Below are 19,997 nucleotides of genomic sequence, written 5' to 3'. Positions count from 1 at the left end.
GCATCGCCTGCTTTAGACACGTCCTGACCCATACCTTTAAAAGTATTACAACCCGTTAAAACAAAAGCAACCATGACTGATGCAACTAAGATTTTTTTCATCATCTATCTCCACTTTAGATTTAATTCTGATGTACTTAAAAGATTAAAAACTAATCGTAAAAATAAACATGAGTGTTTGATAGTAAATGTGTTAAAAAGTGTTTCAAAAGAGAATTGTTCTTGTAAATAAACTATTTATAGGTCAGTAAGTGTTGTCGATACATATAGTTTTGGATATCAGACTTGGGGTTAAAATATAGGCCATTGGTCCACCAAATAGCCTCATTTGAGGATTGATTAAGGTTGGGACATAACCATTCATGCCGTTTTAATCGATAATAACTTTTTTTGGTTTGATTTCCCCATTGACCTAATCGTCTCTGTGGTTGAATCCAGTCTAAAGATCCTGTGTTATCAAACGAAGCTTCGGGCAAATAAAGCTGTCCTTTGAGCAGAGCATAACGTTTCTGGATAAGATGCTCCTCAACTTGTACAAATTGAAATTGTCGTTGAGTAAAATGATTCATTTTCTTGGATAATGTGTCGTCACGGTTGAGTCCAAACCAACACCCTAAGGAGAGATCTGCTTCACCCAAGTAATATTTTAAAGCAACTTCCCAATGCTCAATGTCGTTCGTATCCTGGTTTAAAACTAAAAAATCCAGTTCGCCTAAAGTTCTTGCCCCTTGTATTTGTTGAATGCTATGACCTAAAAGCTGGTACGGATGATAATCAGCATCTCGTAGCCAGAACCAGAGTAGGTATTCAAAGCGTAAACCTAAACGGGTACTTTTTAGTTGATTTAAAAAATCTAGTAGGGGGGCAGGGGATTGATCAAGTTTATCTAAGCGTGGTTGATACGTTTTAAATTGTTGTTGCCAGAAATTCGCAGTGTGTAGATCAAAATGATAATGAATACTTAGTTCATCTGGAATGCTTTTAATAATATTCGGACTCGCCAAACAAAAAGCCAACTGACGTACACTTGGTTGTTTGAATTGTAGCCATGGTTCAAAATATTCAGATTTGAAAAGAGATGAGGGCATAATCACCTGATGCAATAATTTAAACTCGGAATAAGCAAATACGTGATAAAACTTTTATACTAGGCGCGCGTAAGCAATTTTAGGATTCGGTATGAAAACGTTGTTTTGGCGAAGCCTTGTGCTGATATTTATCACACTTGGGATTATTGGTGCAATTTTGCCTGGTATGCCAACAACGGTCTTTTTAATCCTGGCAGCGTGGGCTGCTTCAAAAGGCTGGCCGCAGATGGATGCATGGTTACTCAACCATCCTAAATATGGCTCGACCTTACGTAATTGGCGTGAACATGGTACGGTTCCACGTAGAGCGAAATGGATTGCCAGCATTATGATGCTCATCAGTGGCATCATAATGTTGTTTACCAATGCACCATTTTGGGTAAAGGTTTTTACTGATAGCATAATGTTGATTGTCGCAGTATGGTTATGGCTCCGTCCTGAGCACCGTTAAAAAAACTTAAAGCACCGCTTTAAGGATTTCTTAGGTGCGCAAGGTGAGGGCTATGCCCGAGTGAAACCGTTAAAAAACTTAAAGCATCGCTTTAAGGCTTTCTTAGGTCCGCAAGAAGAGAACTACCTTTGAGTGAAACTGTTAAAAAAACTTAAAGCCTTATTTTGAATTTTTTACTCTATGGGAATTTGCGAAATTTTCTTTTATTTTTAATATTAAATCAGAGAAATACCATGTCTTATACGCTAGAACAAGCCGATATCTTGATTGATTTAGAACAACAGCTTTTATATTTACCTCAACATAATAAGTTATATTTGATTTCCTCTGGTAAAAATGGAATTGGCGAACAGGAAAATTCGGGCAAAACACCTCGTGGCTGGCACCGAATTGCTGAAAAGTTTGGTGAACATTTGCCTATCAATACTGTTTTTATCGCGCGGCAGCCGACAGGTGAAATTTATTCCCCATCATTGGCAGTACAGAATCCGCAACGAGACTGGATTTTATCTAGAATCCTTTGGTTAGATGGTCTTGAACTAGGCTTCAATCAGGGGCAAGGTTGCGATAGTAAACAACGCTATATTTATATTCATGGAACACCTGACACTGAACCAATGGGAATACCTGTTTCACATGGTTGTATTCGGATGCGTAATCAAGATGTGGTTGAGGTATTCGATTTGGTCCAACAAGGTGCATTGGTTTATTTATCTGAAACAAAAATTGAATCATTTAATCCTGTACAGGCAAATTTGAGCTCCGAAAAAAAATTTTCAATTTAAGATTGAATGATTTCTAAAGTTAAAAAAGAAAGTTGATGTTTAAATAAGACACAGAATTTTCAGGTTTTTCTATCGAATGACTTATTTTTTAATCATTCACACTGGATTTTAAGAAAAGAAAAGCAAAAGCGTTTGACACGCTGCTTAGATTCTCTATAATGCACCTCACAAACGATAAAGACGTTAAGGGCGCTTAGCTCAGTTGGTAGAGCGTCTGCCTTACAAGCAGAATGTCGGCGGTTCGATCCCGTCAGCGCCCACCAAGCCTTTACGTTAAGACTTCAGTGCAGCGGTAGTTCAGTTGGTTAGAATACCGGCCTGTCACGCCGGGGGTCGCGGGTTCGAGCCCCGTCCGCTGCGCCACTTAAGTTTTAATATCGTTTGCCACAATAGTGACTTTGTGAAAGTGCAGCGGTAGTTCAGTTGGTTAGAATACCGGCCTGTCACGCCGGGGGTCGCGGGTTCGAGCCCCGTCCGCTGCGCCACTTTTTACAAACACTTTTGAGGGCGCTTAGCTCAGTTGGTAGAGCGTCTGCCTTACAAGCAGAATGTCGGCGGTTCGATCCCGTCAGCGCCCACCATATATGTGACTTATACTTTTTAAAAGTATTATGTGCAGCGGTAGTTCAGTTGGTTAGAATACCGGCCTGTCACGCCGGGGGTCGCGGGTTCGAGCCCCGTCCGCTGCGCCACTTTATATAAAGTATGTAAATACTTACCTCTCTGATACAAGATGCTTTTAGAAAAATCATAGATTTTTCTCTTAGGCTCAGACAAAGCTTCGCTTTGTTTGTCTTCGCTCAGGGCGCTTAGCTCAGTTGGTAGAGCGTCTGCCTTACAAGCAGAATGTCGGCGGTTCGATCCCGTCAGCGCCCACCATATCTCCTTTATCTTGCTTTTTTTCTACGTTTTTCCTAAGCTTTAGCTTTATTCTGCTTCATTATTATTACAATATGCGAAATCCCTATCAACGTCATTCATTGGGTCAGTCTCATTCTTCATTAAGTCCCAAAGATTTATATAAACAATTCATTGAAACAATGCTGATGCAGAAGCACGTCATCGGTTTATATGATGAGGGTTGGGCGTTATGTTCTACTCCAACAGGTCAGCAGGCATTTGCAATGTGGCAAAGTAAAAATTTAGCCCAGTTATCACAAAAAGGAAGTTGGCAAAATTACCAGATTCAAGAAATTTCGCTTTCAACTTTAGTGCAAAAACTGATTCCCTATTTACGCGAGCAACGTACTTTATTTTCTTTAAACTTGACACCAGAAGGGCAGAATTTACTGGTCAAGCCTGAAAATCTGCTCGCAGATATTAAGCGCTGTCTTTATCAGCTTTATATGCAAAAGCCAGAGGCCTTTGCTGATTTACAATTAGCTTTACCCCGTTCCATTCGGTTGAATTAGTTTAGTATTCATGGAGTATCCACCCACTCAGATAGGCAAAATATTCTCTTAACCATGCGTTATAGCGAATGAGTAGCGGAGTTGGCGCAGCAACCATATATACATCTGAGTAACCCTGTTTTTGAGCGATGGCTTTGGCGCGAACGGTATGAAAGTCGCTGGTGACAATGGCGATAGGATCATTCAACTGAATCTGGTGTTGTTTTAAAATTAGCTGACTATTTTTTAAATTGAGTTCGGTGCTGGTACTTTGAGTTTCAAGTGCCATTTGCTGGGATAGCAGGGCATAATGTTGCTGTAAATACTTTGCCATAATGGCTGCTTCGGTTTGAGTTTCTCCAAAGTCTAATCCTCCAGTTAGGATCACCAGCGCGTCTGGTTGGCTCTGGGCAATTGGAGCAGCGGTGTCTAGTCGTTTGGCTAGGGCTGCTGAAGGTTGTCCATTTTCGATACCACTACCCAGTACAATAATGGATTTTACCGCGGGAATAGAGGCGCTATGTTGAATTTGTACCGTCAAGAAAATAAAGAATGCAAACAGCGTCATTAGCCAGACAATGAAGATTCCCCAGCCAAATCGCCAAAGTTTTTTAAATTTTAGATGTCGATTTAGCCATGTTTGGATTTGAACGTTGAAGAGCGCATATATGCAGAAAATGAGTCCAATGAATAGGGGTAATATCACCCCCAAATGGATTTTTCGATAAGATAAAAGCAATATCGCATCTATACATAAAATTAAACCGACAACGAATAAGCTAAGACGCATCAAAAAAGGAGCAGACATATCAAATGTTCTTATCAAAGGTAAGTTATAGAATAAAAACCAACTGTAGCAATTTCATTGAGTCGAGTCGAATAACAAGGGATATTCCTATATTTTGGAATATCCCTTGTTCATTGATTTTAAGGATTTGCAAAATTGCTTAGTAAACGTCTCTACGATAACGTCCATTTAAACGTAGTTCATCGACTTGAGCCTCACCCAGAATATCGTTGAGTGCTTGATCTACACCGCTCGCCATTCCCTCAATGCTACCGCAAACATAAATTACTGCATCACGATCAATCCATGCTTTCAATTCATCGGCTTGTTGTCTTAAGATGTCCTGCACATAGACGCGTTGTTCCTGATCACGTGAAAAGGCTAAATCCAGTCGTTTGAGCATGCCCATGTTGTGCCATGCTTCAATGGTTGTTTGATAGAAAAAATCGCAACGACGTTGTCTTTCACCAAAGATTAACCAGTTTTCTGAATAATCCTGACGGGTACGTGCATGTAATAAACTCATTAACCCTGCGATACCTGTGCCGTTTCCAATACAAATCATTGGGCGATTGTCATCAATTAAATGGAAGGATTCGTTGGTACGAATACGAAGGGCGATTGTATCATTGACTTGAGTATGCTCGGTCAGCCAACCAGAGCCCAGTCCAAGTTGACCGTTTTGATCAAGCTGTTGACGAACCGTAAGCCTTAAAAATAACTGGGTCGGAATACTGGCAATCGAATATTCACGTGTTGGCAATGTGGGAAGTTGTTCGAGTAAATGTTCCATATTAGCAAAAGGTTCAACTTCTACCGTCAGGTCTTTATCCCAAAGTGCTTGTTGAATAGAAATAGATAAAGAATCGACCAATGTATCAGGATGGACTTGATGCTTTTGTAAGAACTGTTCAATACGAGTGGCACTGTTGCCAGGTTGAATCTCGGCAATGTCACCCGCTTGCCAATGCACTTCATGTTTCGGCGTAAGCTCAAGGTTATAGGCAGGCGCACCCAGACTGTCTGGATTAAGTTGAATGCGTTTATCCAGTACCCATGTATCAAATGTTTTTTCAATACTCATCGATTGAAGTTCTAATTGACTTGCTTTGGCTAAAGCTTGATTCCAGCGTTGTACATCTTCATTGTTGGCATTGGTGACTTCAATCAAATCAAATAATGCATGTGCACCACATTGTTTTAACCAGTCATTGACGCGATGCCCGAAGCTACAATAAGTGTCTGGATATTCATCTGAACCTAAAGCCAATACGGCATAATGCATATGAGTTAAGTCTAGATTTGAGCTTAAAAACTTTTTCTCAAAACTACTAGCCAAATCAGGGGCTTCACCTGTGCCGTAGGTACTGACCACAAATAAAATTTGTGGTGCAGTTTTAAGTTCATTTTCGCTCAATTGCTGTATGGGTTTCACCGTCACAGGCTGATGTGCTTCTTGCAGGCTGGTGGCTGTGCGCCATGCGAGTTGCTCGGATACGCCTGTCTGAGAGGCATAGGTAATGAGCCATGGTGTTGCATTTGGATCAATATAATGATCTGCGAGTTGATGACGTGCAGCTTGAGCCAATCGTTTCTGTTTGCGACGTTTCAGATAAAGCATCCAACCGGTCACAAAAAATAAAGGCATTGCCAATGAAGCCAATAGGGCAAAAAATTGATAAATAGGTCCAAAGAAACTACCACGATGCACAGGTAACATGCTGCTCATGATTTTTTCATTTAGCTTTTTATCTTCATAAAGTTCAAGTTTTTCAATTTTATGGGTTTGATAGTTATATGTTGCGCTATTACGAGCGCGTTCATGTTGTGCAACTGGATCGACAAAACTCAGTTCAATTGAACCATCTGCTTTCTTCGGTAAGTTAATGGTTAAGGTTGAATAATCACGACCAATTTTTTGGTTAAACTCAGTCCACGTCTGGTTCAATGCTTGCTGGATTTGAACAGGGGATAACGCTGATTGCTCTCGATCTGTTGATCTATCGCCAGTTTTGGGGTGATTCATTTGACGATGATTTTGTTGCATTGTCTGAGCTTTGTCATTTGCAGACTGTGGTCGACCATTTTGTTCTTGATTATGTGGAGTGCCCGTACGTTCTCGACCACCTTGCTGTATTTGCGGTTTAGGCTGTTCGACCCCCATAACTTTAAACATGCCACTGCGCCACCAGTCATATGACCAATATAGCCCAGTACATGCCAAAATCAGATAAAACACCACCACCCACGTTCCGACGACTGCGTGTAAATCCCAAATAAAATTGCGGCCTTTGAGTTTTGGTTTTACAAAGAGCCATTGGCGCAGAGAATGCTTTTTTGGCCAACGCAGATACAAACCACTCAAGACAAAGAAAATGAGCATCAGGGTACATGCACCAGTAATCTGTTTACCTACAGGACCAAAGGTGAGCGTACGATGAAGCTGTTGTACAAACTGAAAAAAAACGCGACCTTTAATTTCAGGGAGTACTTGAGCGGTATAAGGATTGACCATCATGTTATAACCACGACGTTCACCTTCTTTGGCAATATTCACCGTCGATGATGCCGTTGGATCTTTTGCGATGGTAATGCTATTGATTTTTATGTCGGGATCTTGCGTTGAAAAATGCTGATAAAGCTGAACAGGTGTAAGCTTAGGTTGCGCTTGGGCTTGCACCACGTAGCTGTCTTGATTGATCCATTCTAAAATTTGTTGCTCGTAGGAGTAGATTGCTCCTGTGACTCCCATTAAAGAAAGAATCAGCCCCGCTGTAATCCCTAAAAACCAGTGAATCTGGAAAAACGTTTTTTTAAACATGATGATAGAAGATGTTTTAAGCAAAGAAATTTGATTAATTATAACCAAACATTGAGAAGATAATATGGATTTTGTAGGTAATATTAATTTTCATTATCATTTATAAATAAAATGTAAAAAAACCTCCATGAAGGAGGTTTTAATGAAGACTAGACTTTAAATGGTTTTGGGTTCACCAACAGCTTCAGTTAAATGCTTACGAATCGTATTAAACGAAAAGTTTTTTGAATCCATCCGTTTCGGTAAAATATACGCCCCTTGTTGGCCTTTGACCTTGAAATTCATCAAGATAAAATCAGGTGTATTGTACCATTCATAAATGTCTTTCCAGCCAATGGTACCTACGCCTTCCTGAGCACCCATTTGCTGACGCATGACAATTCCATGCGGTTGTACACCTAAACGAATTCCTTTAATTTCTTGAACAGGAAACTCGTTCATCTTACGTTTTACATACCATTCAAGACCGTATTTACGGATTAAAAAGTAGAGCACCACGCAGACAATGGCGACCCAACAAAAGATTGTGGAATAGTTTTTGAGTAAGACAATACCAGCAAGTGATAATGCAACCACCACAGCCATAATGATCCATGCTTTGGTGCTAATTTTATTAGTACTACGCCACATCATCAGTTGAACATTGCGTTGTTCTGCTTCAGAAACTTCGTAGATAACAGGCTGTAATGTATAAGCGTATAAAGATTTCGCGGTCATAGTGCAAATTGTGAATTTCAAACTGATTGGAGTTTAGCATTAATTTAGCCAATCTCGTGAATATATTCTGCCATTTTAAGGGGAATTATAATGACCCCAATTCGGTTGCATCATTATCCCGATCATGGCTGAGACTTTGTTTAAGCCGACTGAGCTGATTCAAAATACTGAGCATCAGTGACAACTGTTGCAAAATAATTAAAGAAGTTTGATCTTCCTGACTATTTTGTTTGAGGCGCTGGCGAATGGTTTGCAACATATTTTGTGAGCTTAAATCTGGAACTTCATCGCGTAAAAGGGCGCCCTGAATATCATCTAGTGCTTGATCGAGTAATTTTAAAATATCTTGATCCTGACTTTGTTCACGATGCGCACCTAACGCAGCAATATAGCTCAGGAAAGTATGATTCAAACATAAAAACTCAAAAGCCAGTGTTTTTTGATAAGGATCAAAGTCAGGTTCAGTGGCCAGAGTAGAAATGAGAGAGGCAACTTCTGCATCGGTATTATGTGCTGCGCGACGTGCCACTCGATAATTCAAACCATGATCACGTCCTTCATGATACTGACGCACCACATCTTTTAAATAATTACACTGGGCCTGTAAAGAGCGCTGAATGGTACGAGGCAAGCGTCGAAACTTCCAGTCTGGCCAGATAAAGCTCACTCCAAACCATGCCAAAGCACAGCCAATTAAAGTATCGATCAGCCGAGGAATACCCGCAGAAAAACCTGAACTGTCCAGATTAAAATTGATCAACGCCAAAATCGTAATAAATGCAGTCGCCTGTGCGTATTGTTTACTACGTAGTTCAAAGAATAAGACGCCACTTATCACCAGTAACAGTAATTGCCCTTCGAGTGACGGTACAAAATATAAAATAGCAAGGCCGCAAATAATACCGACCAATGTTCCGACTATACGCAATCTTAATCGTCGTTTAGTGGCATTAAAATTTGGTTGGCTGACAAATAAAGCGGTAAGCAAAATCCAGTAACCATACTTAATCCCCGTGATCTGAACGAAGATATAGGCAATAAGCAGCACAATCGAGAGTCGAATTGCATGTCGAAATAACACCGACTCAGGCGTTAGATTTTGTTTAATGCGGGTAACGATATCACTCCAGCCTTTTAAATCATCATCTTTTAACTGATGTTCAAACTGTTTGCTTTTTTCAAGGCTGATATTGCGTTCTGTTTCTAGGTTACGCAGTTGTGCATCAATCGATTTTAGATTTTGATATAAGGCATACAAAGCGTTGACCCAGACCTGATCATAGATCTGTTCTTGCTGTAATTTTTCCAGAGAAAGTTTCAGGTTTTCAAAAGCATGTTTAAAACGTTTGTTATGGATATACGCTTGTCGCTTTAAAATGCTTTGACTTAAATCCTGACAAGCTTTGCCCTGTATTGACAAAATACGCTGGAAGCGGAATAAAATATCACTGTGCTGAAATACTTTAGACAATTCCTGATAGTTGATATGTGCTGAGTCGGCACGTTCATGAATATCCTGAACCACAAAATAATAATGCAGACTGCGGCGGGTATCTTTTTGTCCACGGTCGCCCTTTAGACGAGTCAGTAAGGCAGTTTTGGTGTCGTTGAATACACCGATCAATTTGCCATTTTCCAGCGAAAGATCAATCATGCTTTGTTGATAGCTTTCCGCTGTCATATCGACATCAAACAAATTTGATTTGGCAAACAGAAAATTTCCAAGCGCTTCATAACATGCACTGAGTTTATCCTGTAAAGGACGTACAGGAAAAAGTAGAAAGCTAATGGTGGAAATCAGACCATACCAAGCTGCCCCAATGACCAGTAACACGGGTTGCATATACCATTCATCAAAAAGATGTACACCAAGCATGGAATAAACAGAAACCACCAGACATCCATAGGCGATGGTGGCGTAACGCCGTCCCAACGAACCGAGTAAAATCCAGCCGATACATGAAGCGATTAGCCCAATGGCAAACAAAAATGGATAGGGAAAAAGTAATTGAACCGAAGCCGCCGTAATAAAAAATCCAACTGCGGTATAGACCAGATTCATGATGCGCACAGAAAAGCGGTCATCAATATCACTTAAACCAGCGGCGACCACGCCTAAAGTTAAAGGAATGGTGGCAAGCTGAAAATTTAGGAAGTAGGGAACAAATGCTGTACCTGTAAATGCAATTAACATGCGCAGGTTGTACATTAATGTCGTATTATAAGTGGCTCTTCTGACATGCGCGAATAAGGGTTTCAACCTGAATCCTTTGTGACAAATGTAACATGAGCTTAACCTTAGCCAAGCCTCACAAATTACGTTTGGAAAATACTCGTTCTATAGTCTGAATCATACTATGGACAGTGTTCCTTGTCTTTAAACCCACTATTTAAAATTGAAATGTAGATATGTCTGAAAATAGATCACGACAGCAATATTCATCTGCCTGGATCATGCTACTGGCCTTATTGACCGCATTAGGACCGTTATCGATTGACATGTATTTGCCCGCTTTGCCACAAATGGCGAAGGATTTTGGGGTCAGTACCCAAATGATGGCGAATACATTGCCTGCGTATTTTTTTGGTTTGGCAATCGGTCAGTTACTTTATGGCCCGATTAGTGATCGGATTGGGCGTAAAAAACCGCTTTATGTGGGATTGAGTTTATATGCCATCGCGAGTCTGCTGTGTATCTTTGCCAGTAGCGAATGGAGTTTAATTGCTCTGCGCGTGGTTCAGGCATTGGGTGGTTGCGTTGGTGTGGTGATTGCCCGTGCCGCAATTCGAGATCGATTGGATGTACAAGGTTCTGCTCAGGCATTTTCCAGTATGATGATAGTGATGGGGATTGCACCGATTGCAGCACCGACACTTGGCGCATGGATTTTATATTTCTTTAACTGGCATGCGGTATTTATTTCTCTTTCAATAGTGGGATGTATCTGTTTGTTCTGTGTACATTTCTTTTTTAAAGAAACATTGCAACCTGCGCGTCGTCTCAAGCTAAGTTTCAATCAAATATTGACTTTGTATGCGGCTATTTTCAAAGATAACAGTTTTCGCTTACCGATGTTGGCAGGCTGCTTAACAGGCGGTGCATTATTTAGCTATATCAGTTCAGCCTCACCTGTTTTTATGGATATGTATGGTCTGAACCAGCAACAATTTGCTTATGCTTTTGGCTTTAATGCGATGGGAATTATTATCCTCTCATCAATCAATAAACGGTTAGTCACTAGACTCAGTACGATTCAGCGACTCAAACTGGGCGGAACAATTCAGTTTACAGGGGCATTGATCGTACTGCTAAGTGGTTTGTTACCACATGCATCATTAGCAATAGTGATGGTTGGCTTATTTTTTACAGTATCTGGTTTGGGTTTTACTGGACCCAATGCGATGGCCTTGGCCATGTCAGAACAGGGTGCTCGCGCAGGAACAGCCAGTGCCATTATGGGCAGTATGCAGTTTGCAGTGGGGTTGTTTGGTGGATTAATGTTGAATTTACTGATTTGGAACCCTCTGCTTAATATGGGCGTGATGATGGTCATCTTTACGGGGGCGGGCGTCTGGGCGATTACCAAGATCGCAGCAGAGATGCGTCATAAACAAATTCGATCATCTTGAGATTAAAAAATAGACCTGTTATCAGGCCTATTTTTGATTCAAAATGCTTTATTCGCTCAGAAATACTGTAAATTTTTCAACAGGTTCACGTGGGGTAATAAACGTATTCACAATCTCATCAGGATTAGCATAGCCGAGTGCAACGGTACAAACTAATTCTTCATCATCAGATGCTCCGAGTACCTCTAATACGATCGGATGGAAATGATTCCATGCGGCTTGTGGACAGGTATCAAGTCCACGAGCTTTGGCTGCGACCATGACATTTTGAATCATCATCGAAATGTCCATTTTTGACCCAATGCCCATCGCTTTGTTTACAGTAAAATATAATCCAACAGGCGCATCAAATAACTGATAATTACGCAATTGTTGCGCCGCCATTTTTTCCTTTTCGCCTTTTTGGATATTTAGTAACCCATAAAGCCCCCAACCATTTTCACGACGACGGTCAATAAATGGCGAAATCCATTTTTCTGGATAGTAGGGAAAGGTTTCCTGATATTCTGCGGCTTTTTCAGGATGGTTATAAATCTCAAGTTGGGCTTTACAGACCCGATCGACCATTTCATCACGTTTTTTGTCAGTAATGACGTAGACTTTCCATGGCTGAGTATTGGTTCCTGAAGGCGCACGGCAAGCGACTTCTAAAATATCTTGGATGATTTGAGCGTCAACAGGTGTTGATAGAAAAGCGCGAACAGAATGTCTTGAACGAATGGCATCGTCTACGAGTTGAACTTGCTCGGGATTCATAGGAGTTCCTTTCTCATTAAGTCATAAAACAGGTGTAGACTATAAAGCATATGTACTCAATCTTTAATCTATTTTCTAGTAATTTGATTATTTGAGAAAAACTCAAATGATGAGGCTGTCTATTGAACCAGCGAATTGAGTGCGTAGCTCAAATCAAATGACTTTGATCAAAAAATATGATGGTATTTAGCAAAAGAATAAATATGACGTCGTGTATTTTCAAAAAAAATTAATCAATTAGTCTAATATCTTCTACGCTTGTTTATAGACTTAAGGTCGGGATGGTTGTAGTTTATCTCATTGATTATTTTTAAATAAAATTATTTATCAGATTGGTTTTAAAACAAATAATACAGTTTGTTAGTAGAAAATAAACAAAAAATATCATTTATTTGCATAATCTGACCCCTTTTTAAATTATGACAAAATCTCCATACTCGGGATGGGAAAAAGGGATGAACAAGATCTCATGGCCCAAGGGATGACAAAGCGGTTCATGATTAACCAATCAATAACAATGAAGGAGCTTCATACATGAGTTTACCCCTCATCAAAAAGCAATTTATTAAGCATGGTCTTGCAGTAGCAACAGCTTCAATTATGGCGTCTACAGCTTATGCGGGGACAAATGAGCAGCAAGAGATTCAACAATTACGTGCAGAAGTCGCAGAACTTCGCGCATTAATTCAACAACAGGCGGCAACTCAGAAACAAATCGTGGCAGAGCAAAAAGCACGTCCAGTGGTTGTGGCTTCTGCACCTGCGGTGGTTGTGGCACAAGCTCCTGCCACACCTGCGCCTGCTAATGCAAAACCAGGCTGGTTAACTTTGCCAGATGGACAAACGCAAGTGAAGTTGTATGGAAACGTACGTGTTGATGCAGCCTATGACTTTAAAGGTACAACCGGTGGTATCAATAACAAAACAGGGCAGGTTCCTTTAAACAAAGATAATCCAACTGAGGATTCTTTGAATGTTTCTGCTGCTCCTACACGCATTGGACTTGATATTGCACGTCAAACTGATTTAGGTGAGTTAACAGGTAAAATTGAAGCAGATTTTTGGGGTGATGGCACATCAAACGGTGATGGAAAACTTCGTATCCGTCATGCTTACGCGTCGTTAGGAAAATGGTTGGCAGGTCAGACGACCTCTCCATTTGTTAATACAGATACATCACCTGATCTTATTGACTTCACAGGCCCAATGGGTGGTGGTACTCAACGTAATGTTCAAGTTCGTTATACTCAGCCGATTGATGCAAATCAGAAAGTATTGGTCGCCCTTGAGGGTGGCGATGTAGAAAATGGTAAAACTGCTGGTGGTAGTCGTTTCCCTGCTTTGACCGCACGATATGACATTAAAACCAGTGACTCTAAAGGTCTATTACAAGTTCATGGTTTAGCACATGAAAATCGTGTATCAACCAATGATTCTAATGACGAAGAAAAATGGGGTTGGGGTCTTGGTGTAGGTGGTAAGTATCAATTCACGCCAAAAGATGCCATCATGGCAAACTATTACCATGTCAAAGGCGACTCACGTTATATCCTTTATAGTGGTCAAACTAATACTGCTTATACGACTACTGGAGATGGTAAGACGACTGATTATGATATTCACAATAATGAGTTTGATACGGCTCAAATCGGATATCAACGCAATTGGTCTCCAAAACTACGTTCTGCATTTTCTTTAGCAGGCATGTGGTTTAAAGATGACAATACTTATGCTGAAAATAATCAAATTTATAACAAGACACTTTACAATGCGATTGCCAACATCATCTACACACCAGTTAAAAACGTAGATCTTGGGGCAGAGTACACTTATGGTCAACGTGAAACATTTGCGGGTGACAAAGGTGATCTTTCTCGTATTAACTTCTTGACCCGTTATAGTTTCTAATGCATTGATCATTCATATTTGATGCTTAGATGAGCATTTAAAAAACCACAGATATACTCTGTGGTTTTTTTATATGTAGAAAATTACATAAAATCATTTCATTAAACACTGTTTCGTTACAAATTCTAAATGTTGATTTAAGCTAAAGTCGGGCAAGCTCTAGCAGGTTTAATTTAAATTTCTACATGTCATTTCGTGGTAGAGAACTTTTCAAAGGGCAACATTATCTTCGATATGATCCTTAAAACAGTTGAGTGAGAGGCTTGAGATCCTTACTTAACGGAATATGAATTGGGAAAAATATGGAATTTACATTCAATGCATTTTATACGCTTATTGCAGCAGTGATTGTGCTGTTGTTAGGGCGGTTTTTGGTTAACCATATTGATTTTTTAAAACGCTACAATATTCCTGAACCTGTGGCTGGTGGTTTGGTTGCTGCTATTATTTCTTTAATTGTTCACTCCATCTGGGGATATAGCATTATCTTTAGTAGCGAGTTGCAAACCAGTTTTATGCTGATCTTCTTTGCCTCTATTGGTTTAAGTGCGCATTTTGCTAAGCTTAAAGAGGGCGGGATTGGTCTCATTATATTTTTGATCTGTGTGGCTTCTTTTATTGTTGTGCAAGATGTTGTAGGCATGAGTCTGGCAAAATTACTTGGATTAGATCCCTTAATTGGTCTAATCGCAGGTTCGATTACGTTAACTGGTGGACATGGTACGGCAGGTGCGTGGGGAGAAATTTTAGAAACGCAGCATGGGATTCAAGGAGCTTTAGCACTTGGTATGGCAAGTGCTACATTTGGACTGATTATTGGTGGGGTCATTGGTGGGCCATTAGCAAAGCTATTAATTAACCGTTATCAGCTTTCTTATGCCAAAACAGATGCTGAAATCAAGGATCGTGATACCCATTTAGATGCGCACCCAGAAGATTTAGCGCCATTTGAAAATCCGCATCAGGTTCGTCTAATTACCGCAGATAACGCCATTACCACTTTGGGGATGTTTGCTGCCTGTTTAGCTTTTGCTGAGTTTATGACAGGTTATAGTAAAGGAACATGGTTTGAGTTACCGACCTTTGTTTGGGCATTAGGCGGTGGTGTGATCCTCAGAAATGTATTGGAAAGTGCTTTTCGAGTTGATATTTTTGACCGTGCCATTGATGTGTTTGGAAACTCGTCGTTATCGCTTTATCTGGCGATGGCATTATTATCTTTAAAGTTGTGGCAATTGGCAGATTTGGCTGGTCCACTGGTGATTATCCTTGCCGCGCAAACACTTACCATGGCTTTATATGCAGCCTTTGTGACCTTTAGAGTGATGGGTAAAAATTATGATGCAGCAGTACTTGCTGCGGGTCATTGTGGTTTTGGTATGGGTGCAACACCAACAGCCGTTGCCAACATGCAAGCCATTACCAATATGTATGGTCCATCGCATAAAGCCTTTTTAATTGTGCCTTTGTGTGGTGCCTTTTTTGTCGATTTGATTAATGCAACTGTCATTCAAGTAATTCTTAAGTTTTTTGTGTAAAACTTAAAATTGATTTAAGATTTGTTTAATTTGCAAATTTTTAACAACAAAGTCTCTATGCTTAGAGGCTTTTTTATTTGTTAAGTATTATTTAGGATAGATGTCATAGCAATATGACAACAATAAGTGCTTCGAGTATGAATGAACAATTAACAGCAACCCTGATGGCTTGGGTGAGTTTCTTTAATGATCCTTTATGGGATTTCCTCGTTATTTTTTTACTTGCTGCGGGTACGTTTTACACCATTGCGACGAAAGCGGTGCAAATTCGTATGTTTTGGCAAAGTGTCAGGGTAATGAAAGGAAGCCGAAAAGAAGGTGAAGATACACATGGAATCACGCCATTTCAGGCATTTGTAACAGGCTTGGCAAGTCGGGTTGGGGTAGGAAATATTGCGGGTGTAGCCATTGCCATCGCGATTGGCGGGCCAGGCGCTGTATTTTGGATGTGGGTTACAGCTCTGTTAGGCATGAGTTCTGCCTTTATTGAATCCAGTCTAGCGCAATTATTTAAAGTACGTGACAGTGAAACCAAGCAATTCCGTGGTGGGCCTGCGTACTATATTACTCAGGGGTTAAAGAGTAAGCCTTTTGGGATCGTCTTTGCTATTTCACTGATTTTTACCTATGGTTTTGTTTTTAATTCTGTACAGATCAATGCCATTACCAATGCCACATCACATTCATGGGGATGGGACAAAGCCAATCAGACTTTGAGTCTAGGTGGACTAGATCTCGTCGTTTCGTGGGTTGGTTTGGTTTTAGTGGTATTGGTGGCCATTGCAATTTTTGGTGGTATTAAGCGAATTGCAAAGTTTGCTGAAATGTTTGTTCCCATTAAAGCTGGTCTTTATTTGGCGGCGGCATTTTATATTGCCTTTAGTAATTATGAAGTGGTCCCTGAAGTATTCAAATTAATCTTCACTGAAGCATTTCAGTTTAATGCCGCAGCGGGTGGTTTTTTTGGCGGTATGATCTCGATGGCGATGATGCAGGGCATCAAACGGGGTCTATTTTCAAATGAAGCAGGGATGGGTTCAGCGCCCAATGCTGCTGCTGCCTCCGATGTAAAACATCCCGTTGATCAGGGACTTGTACAAATGCTAGGGGTCTTTGTTGATACTTTTATCGTATGTACCTCTACCGCAATGATTATCCTGATTTCTGGGGTGTATCATGATACAAGTGTCATGGGTGTTGAAATGACACAACGAGCCTTGGAGATGGAGCTAGGCGGGTGGGGCGGAGACTTCCTTGCGGTTTTATTATTTTTGTTCTGTTATTCTGCCGTGCTGGGCAACTATGCTTATGCAGAAGGTAATATGCAGTTTATCAATAACAGTCCTAAAGTGATGTTTGCATTTCGGATATTGGTATTGATCATGGTCTACTTTGGTGCAATTAGCGGTGTACCCTTAGTCTGGTCCATGGCTGATCTGTTCATGGGAATCATGGCAACCATTAACTTGACTGCAATCTTATTACTTACGCCGTATGCGCGAACCTTGTTAAAGGATTATACCGCGCAACTTAGAGGTGGTAAAAAAGATCCAGAGTTTAAAATTGATCAATATCCTGAGATGAAAAAACGAGTAGATTCTGATATTTGGTAATCCATATAGGTTCCAATTCACCGTCAGTTTGGTTTCATTCAGACTGGCGGTTTTTGTTTCTAACAGCCTTTGAATTAGTAGAAAATTATTTATCAGAGATGAGAAATAAATGCTGAGAAAAATCGGATCCAAGCATCGATTAAAAAATAAAATATCTCATGATTAACAGAGAAGTATGACGTTTTAAATAATTTGATACAGCATTTTAAAAAAGATCGGCATAAAATCTATGCTGAAAAATTTTGGTCTTAGTGCGAAATGAACTATCTCAAAGCTTTGATTTTGGGTGGAGGGCTGGTATTGGGCGGCTGTCAGCAATTGCCGACGTCCTCACAAACCACGACTTCCAGCGTACCTTCTTTGCCTCATGCTCAGGAATCGGCTTTATTTATGCCTCCTCTACAAACTGAACAGAAGCAACATCCTAAAGTTGCATTGGTTTTAGGCAGTGGTGGCGCGCGCGGTTATGCTCATATTGGGGTTATAGAGGTCTTGGAGCAACATGGGATTCGACCAGATTTTATTGTGGGAACCAGTGCTGGAAGTATTGTTGGGGCGATTTATGCCAGTGGTAAAAATGCTCAGCAATTGAAACAGATTGCCCTGAACATGAAAGTGGGCGATGTTCGAGAAATTACCTTTGATCGTAAAGGTTTTTTTGATGGTCAAAAAGTAGAAGATTTTGTTAATCAGCAGGTCGATGATACGCCATTGGAAAAACTAAAAATCCCAATGTATGTGGTTGCAACAGAATTAAAAAATGGCAAAAAAACAGTTTTTAATTATGGGAATACGGGGCAGGCAGTACGGGCTTCGATTTCGATTCCAAGTATGTTTGTGCCGACTGAAATCGATCACAAAGAATATGTTGATGGTGGTTTGGTCAGCCCCGTACCTGTCGATGTTGCACGTCAATTAGGGGCAGATATTGTCATTGCGGTCGATATCTTGGCGCAGCCTGCTTATACGCCGACCACCAATATTTGGGGGTTATTTAACCAAAATATTAATATCATGCAAAATCGTTTGGCAACCGAAGAACTGAAACATGCGGACATTGTGATTCAGCCTGAGCTGCATGAAAAAGCGCATATTTTTGATGTGAAAGAACGTGAAAACACAATTTATTCAGGTGAAACTGCTGCCATGAAAAAGATCGGGGATATTGAAACCGCTTTTGCAATGCGCCAACAGAAGTCTCAATTACAATAAAAGTGATTTGATTTGTTATATACAAGCTGCTTGAGGGCGGCTTTTTTATTTGTTTTGTTTATCAACTAAGCAAGATTGACAGGTTGTGGAAGCATTGTTATCTTGCGCGAAATTTTCATTACTGCGATTTGTATGTCTTCAGCACATTTCATTTATCAACCGCCGCTTGATCCTTTAGAGACGGTGTATGAAGATGCAGATTTGATTGTTATCGATAAACCTGCAGGTTTATTGTCAGTGATGGGGCGCTTACCCCAACATCAGGACAGCGCCTATTTACGTGTTTTAAAGCAGTATCCACATGCCAAAGTGACGCATCGTTTAGATATGGCAACTTCTGGTTTGTTGTTATTTGCCAAGCATCGCCAAGCTGAAATCGCAATGAGTAAAATCTTTCAGATGCGAAAAATTAAAAAACATTATGTGGCATTGGTACAGGGGAAAGTTGCTGATTCAGGTTGTGTCGAGGTTCCTCTTATCACAGATTGGCCCAATCGCCCCAAGCAAAAAGTAGATTTTGAACAAGGCAAGCAAGCCAAAACGTTATATCAATTATTGGATGATCATCCTGAACATCCCTATAGTCGTGTTTTATTGGAACCAGTAACGGGTCGATCGCATCAACTGCGGGTGCATATGCAACATCTTGGGCATCCGATTATGGGTGATAAGTTATATCATCCTGATCCATTTGCATTTTCTTTAGCGAGAATGGCGTTACATGCGCATGCTTTAACATTTATCCAACCTTTTACTGGTGTTGACGTTCATCTTGAAATTAAGGTGCCATTTTGATCTTGAAGATTGAACAGTATTTTCAATTCAAACAAAAAAATGCGCATAAATTAACTCCAAACTGACATAAAACTGGGTTAAGCTATTTAAGTATCACAATCATAACAATGGATAACGACAATGAGCCGTAACTACGAACTTTTTCCAGATGATGATAATGGCAATGTACTTTGGCAAATGATTGAAGATGGCAATGACCTGACTGAGCCACATGAGTTTGAATTTACAATCGTATTTAAAACTCAGGAACAGATTGAAAAATGCGCCTTGCATTTACTGCATCAGGAACAAAAAGTTTCATTTTTTCAAGAAGATCAACATACAGATGGTTCAGACCTTTGGGTTTTAAATATTCATGTGACCATGATTCCTGAATATGAAGATATACAGGATTTAGAAGAGTGGTTTAGCCGTATCGCGCAGGATTTTAATGGTGAGTACGATGGTTGGGGCTGTATGAGCTATTTATATGAATACGAAGATGATGAACACTTAGAAAGTTAAAA

General features: G+C 40.3%; 17 protein-coding genes and 6 tRNA genes. 16 read left to right on the top strand and 7 right to left on the bottom strand.

The features are described from left to right. Both JR005_RS15200 and JR005_RS02405 read right to left on the bottom strand, forming a co-directional pair. Positions 1-104, bottom strand: a 104-nt coding sequence (locus JR005_RS15200) for an entericidin A/B family lipoprotein (RefSeq protein WP_218665783.1), incomplete at its 3' end; no start/stop codon positions are given. Positions 105-232: 128 nt separating this feature from the next. Further along, the gene (locus JR005_RS02405; protein WP_049173617.1) at positions 233-1,087 is read right to left on the bottom strand and encodes a DUF1853 family protein; all 855 of its coding nucleotides are present in this window, start codon (positions 1,085-1,087) and stop codon (positions 233-235) included. Positions 1,088-1,178: 91 nt separating this feature from the next. Between JR005_RS02405 and JR005_RS02400 the strand changes: the two genes are divergently transcribed. From JR005_RS02400 to JR005_RS02360, 9 genes are all read left to right on the top strand, one after another. Further along, positions 1,179-1,538: a YbaN family protein gene (locus JR005_RS02400; RefSeq protein ID WP_004991198.1), complete on the top strand. Its 360-nt coding sequence runs from the start codon at positions 1,179-1,181 to the stop codon at positions 1,536-1,538. A gap of 233 nt (positions 1,539-1,771) precedes the next feature. After that, a complete protein-coding gene (elsL, locus tag JR005_RS02395) occupies positions 1,772-2,323 on the top strand; it encodes a cell wall-recycling L,D-carboxypeptidase ElsL (RefSeq protein ID WP_151829486.1) in 552 nt (183 codons plus the stop codon). Between the two features lie 187 nt (positions 2,324-2,510). Next, positions 2,511-2,586 (top strand) — tRNA-Val (locus JR005_RS02390). A gap of 23 nt (positions 2,587-2,609) precedes the next feature. Continuing rightward, positions 2,610-2,686, top strand: a tRNA-Asp gene (locus JR005_RS02385). A gap of 45 nt (positions 2,687-2,731) precedes the next feature. Beyond that, a tRNA-Asp gene (locus JR005_RS02380) sits at positions 2,732-2,808 on the top strand. A 20-nt stretch (positions 2,809-2,828) separates the two neighbouring features. Next, positions 2,829-2,904 (top strand) — tRNA-Val (locus JR005_RS02375). Positions 2,905-2,938: 34 nt separating this feature from the next. Further along, a tRNA-Asp gene (locus JR005_RS02370) sits at positions 2,939-3,015 on the top strand. Positions 3,016-3,126: 111 nt separating this feature from the next. Further along, positions 3,127-3,202, top strand: a tRNA-Val gene (locus JR005_RS02365). A gap of 74 nt (positions 3,203-3,276) precedes the next feature. Beyond that, positions 3,277-3,735, top strand: a complete 459-nt coding sequence (locus tag JR005_RS02360; protein ID WP_218665510.1) for a DUF2750 domain-containing protein — start codon at positions 3,277-3,279, stop codon at positions 3,733-3,735. A gap of 1 nt (position 3,736) precedes the next feature. Here JR005_RS02360 and JR005_RS02355 read toward each other — a convergent pair whose 3' ends face one another. The 4 genes from JR005_RS02355 to yccS form a co-directional block, all read right to left on the bottom strand. Further along, entirely contained in the window at positions 3,737-4,522 is a 786-nt protein-coding gene (locus JR005_RS02355; protein ID WP_125269231.1) for a YdcF family protein, read from the bottom strand. A 139-nt stretch (positions 4,523-4,661) separates the two neighbouring features. Next, complete coding sequence (locus JR005_RS02350; protein WP_125269230.1) at positions 4,662-7,322, bottom strand: PepSY domain-containing protein; 2,661 nt, start codon at positions 7,320-7,322, stop codon at positions 4,662-4,664. 156 nt (positions 7,323-7,478) lie between these two features. Beyond that, positions 7,479-8,039 carry a YcxB family protein gene (locus JR005_RS02345; protein WP_004991187.1) on the bottom strand — a complete coding sequence of 187 codons (561 nt, stop codon included), beginning with the start codon at positions 8,037-8,039 and terminating at the stop codon, positions 7,479-7,481. An 85-nt stretch (positions 8,040-8,124) separates the two neighbouring features. Further along, a complete protein-coding gene (yccS, locus tag JR005_RS02340; RefSeq protein WP_125269229.1) occupies positions 8,125-10,299 on the bottom strand; it encodes a YccS family putative transporter in 2,175 nt (724 codons plus the stop codon). 149 nt (positions 10,300-10,448) lie between these two features. Here yccS and JR005_RS02335 point away from each other — a divergent pair, with 149 nt between their 5' ends. After that, positions 10,449-11,669: a multidrug effflux MFS transporter gene (locus tag JR005_RS02335; protein ID WP_125269228.1), complete on the top strand. Its 1,221-nt coding sequence runs from the start codon at positions 10,449-10,451 to the stop codon at positions 11,667-11,669. A gap of 48 nt (positions 11,670-11,717) precedes the next feature. Here JR005_RS02335 and JR005_RS02330 read toward each other — a convergent pair whose 3' ends face one another. Next, entirely contained in the window at positions 11,718-12,425 is a 708-nt protein-coding gene (locus JR005_RS02330) for a nitroreductase (RefSeq protein ID WP_125269227.1), read from the bottom strand. A gap of 534 nt (positions 12,426-12,959) precedes the next feature. Between JR005_RS02330 and JR005_RS02325 the strand changes: the two genes are divergently transcribed. The 6 genes from JR005_RS02325 to JR005_RS02300 all read left to right on the top strand — a co-directional run bounded on the left by JR005_RS02325 (position 12,960) and on the right by JR005_RS02300 (position 19,995). Continuing rightward, positions 12,960-14,333 carry a DcaP family trimeric outer membrane transporter gene (locus JR005_RS02325; RefSeq protein ID WP_218665509.1) on the top strand — a complete coding sequence of 458 codons (1,374 nt, stop codon included), beginning with the start codon at positions 12,960-12,962 and terminating at the stop codon, positions 14,331-14,333. 302 nt (positions 14,334-14,635) lie between these two features. Then, positions 14,636-15,871, top strand: a complete 1,236-nt coding sequence (gene gltS / locus JR005_RS02320) for a sodium/glutamate symporter (protein WP_004995817.1) — start codon at positions 14,636-14,638, stop codon at positions 15,869-15,871. Positions 15,872-16,008: 137 nt separating this feature from the next. Continuing rightward, positions 16,009-17,484 (top strand): alanine/glycine:cation symporter family protein, encoded by a 1,476-nt coding sequence (locus tag JR005_RS02315; protein ID WP_010588851.1) that lies wholly within the window; start codon positions 16,009-16,011, stop codon positions 17,482-17,484. A 258-nt stretch (positions 17,485-17,742) separates the two neighbouring features. Next, positions 17,743-18,696 carry a patatin-like phospholipase family protein gene (locus tag JR005_RS02310; RefSeq protein WP_004995820.1) on the top strand — a complete coding sequence of 318 codons (954 nt, stop codon included), beginning with the start codon at positions 17,743-17,745 and terminating at the stop codon, positions 18,694-18,696. 132 nt (positions 18,697-18,828) lie between these two features. Beyond that, entirely contained in the window at positions 18,829-19,491 is a 663-nt protein-coding gene (locus tag JR005_RS02305) for a pseudouridine synthase (RefSeq protein ID WP_218665782.1), read from the top strand. Between the two features lie 120 nt (positions 19,492-19,611). Further along, positions 19,612-19,995, top strand: a complete 384-nt coding sequence (locus JR005_RS02300; protein ID WP_004995824.1) for a ribonuclease E inhibitor RraB — start codon at positions 19,612-19,614, stop codon at positions 19,993-19,995. Positions 19,996-19,997: the final 2 nt, after the last annotated feature.

This window comes from Acinetobacter sp. Colony158 (genome assembly GCF_019264745.1).
GTDB lineage: Bacteria > Pseudomonadota > Gammaproteobacteria > Pseudomonadales > Moraxellaceae > Acinetobacter > Acinetobacter ursingii.
Note: the sequence above shows the minus strand (reverse complement) of the source record. Positions and strands in the feature narration are given on the sequence as shown.

What these genes read in the sequence shown, in the direction of transcription:
- JR005_RS02405 (WP_049173617.1), bottom strand. Translation starts at nt 1,087, where the DNA reads ATGCCCTCATCTCTTTTCAAATCTGAATATTTTGAACCATGGCTACAA.
- JR005_RS02400 (WP_004991198.1), top strand. Translation starts at nt 1,179, where the DNA reads ATGAAAACGTTGTTTTGGCGAAGCCTTGTGCTGATATTTATCACACTT.
- elsL (WP_151829486.1), top strand. Translation starts at nt 1,772, where the DNA reads ATGTCTTATACGCTAGAACAAGCCGATATCTTGATTGATTTAGAACAA.
- JR005_RS02360 (WP_218665510.1), top strand. Translation starts at nt 3,277, where the DNA reads ATGCGAAATCCCTATCAACGTCATTCATTGGGTCAGTCTCATTCTTCA.
- JR005_RS02355 (WP_125269231.1), bottom strand. Translation starts at nt 4,522, where the DNA reads ATGTCTGCTCCTTTTTTGATGCGTCTTAGCTTATTCGTTGTCGGTTTA.
- JR005_RS02350 (WP_125269230.1), bottom strand. Translation starts at nt 7,322, where the DNA reads ATGTTTAAAAAAACGTTTTTCCAGATTCACTGGTTTTTAGGGATTACA.
- JR005_RS02345 (WP_004991187.1), bottom strand. Translation starts at nt 8,039, where the DNA reads ATGACCGCGAAATCTTTATACGCTTATACATTACAGCCTGTTATCTAC.
- JR005_RS02335 (WP_125269228.1), top strand. Translation starts at nt 10,449, where the DNA reads ATGTCTGAAAATAGATCACGACAGCAATATTCATCTGCCTGGATCATG.
- JR005_RS02330 (WP_125269227.1), bottom strand. Translation starts at nt 12,425, where the DNA reads ATGAATCCCGAGCAAGTTCAACTCGTAGACGATGCCATTCGTTCAAGA.
- JR005_RS02325 (WP_218665509.1), top strand. Translation starts at nt 12,960, where the DNA reads ATGAGTTTACCCCTCATCAAAAAGCAATTTATTAAGCATGGTCTTGCA.
- gltS (WP_004995817.1), top strand. Translation starts at nt 14,636, where the DNA reads ATGGAATTTACATTCAATGCATTTTATACGCTTATTGCAGCAGTGATT.
- JR005_RS02315 (WP_010588851.1), top strand. Translation starts at nt 16,009, where the DNA reads ATGAATGAACAATTAACAGCAACCCTGATGGCTTGGGTGAGTTTCTTT.
- JR005_RS02310 (WP_004995820.1), top strand. Translation starts at nt 17,743, where the DNA reads ATGAACTATCTCAAAGCTTTGATTTTGGGTGGAGGGCTGGTATTGGGC.
- JR005_RS02305 (WP_218665782.1), top strand. Translation starts at nt 18,829, where the DNA reads ATGTCTTCAGCACATTTCATTTATCAACCGCCGCTTGATCCTTTAGAG.
- JR005_RS02300 (WP_004995824.1), top strand. Translation starts at nt 19,612, where the DNA reads ATGAGCCGTAACTACGAACTTTTTCCAGATGATGATAATGGCAATGTA.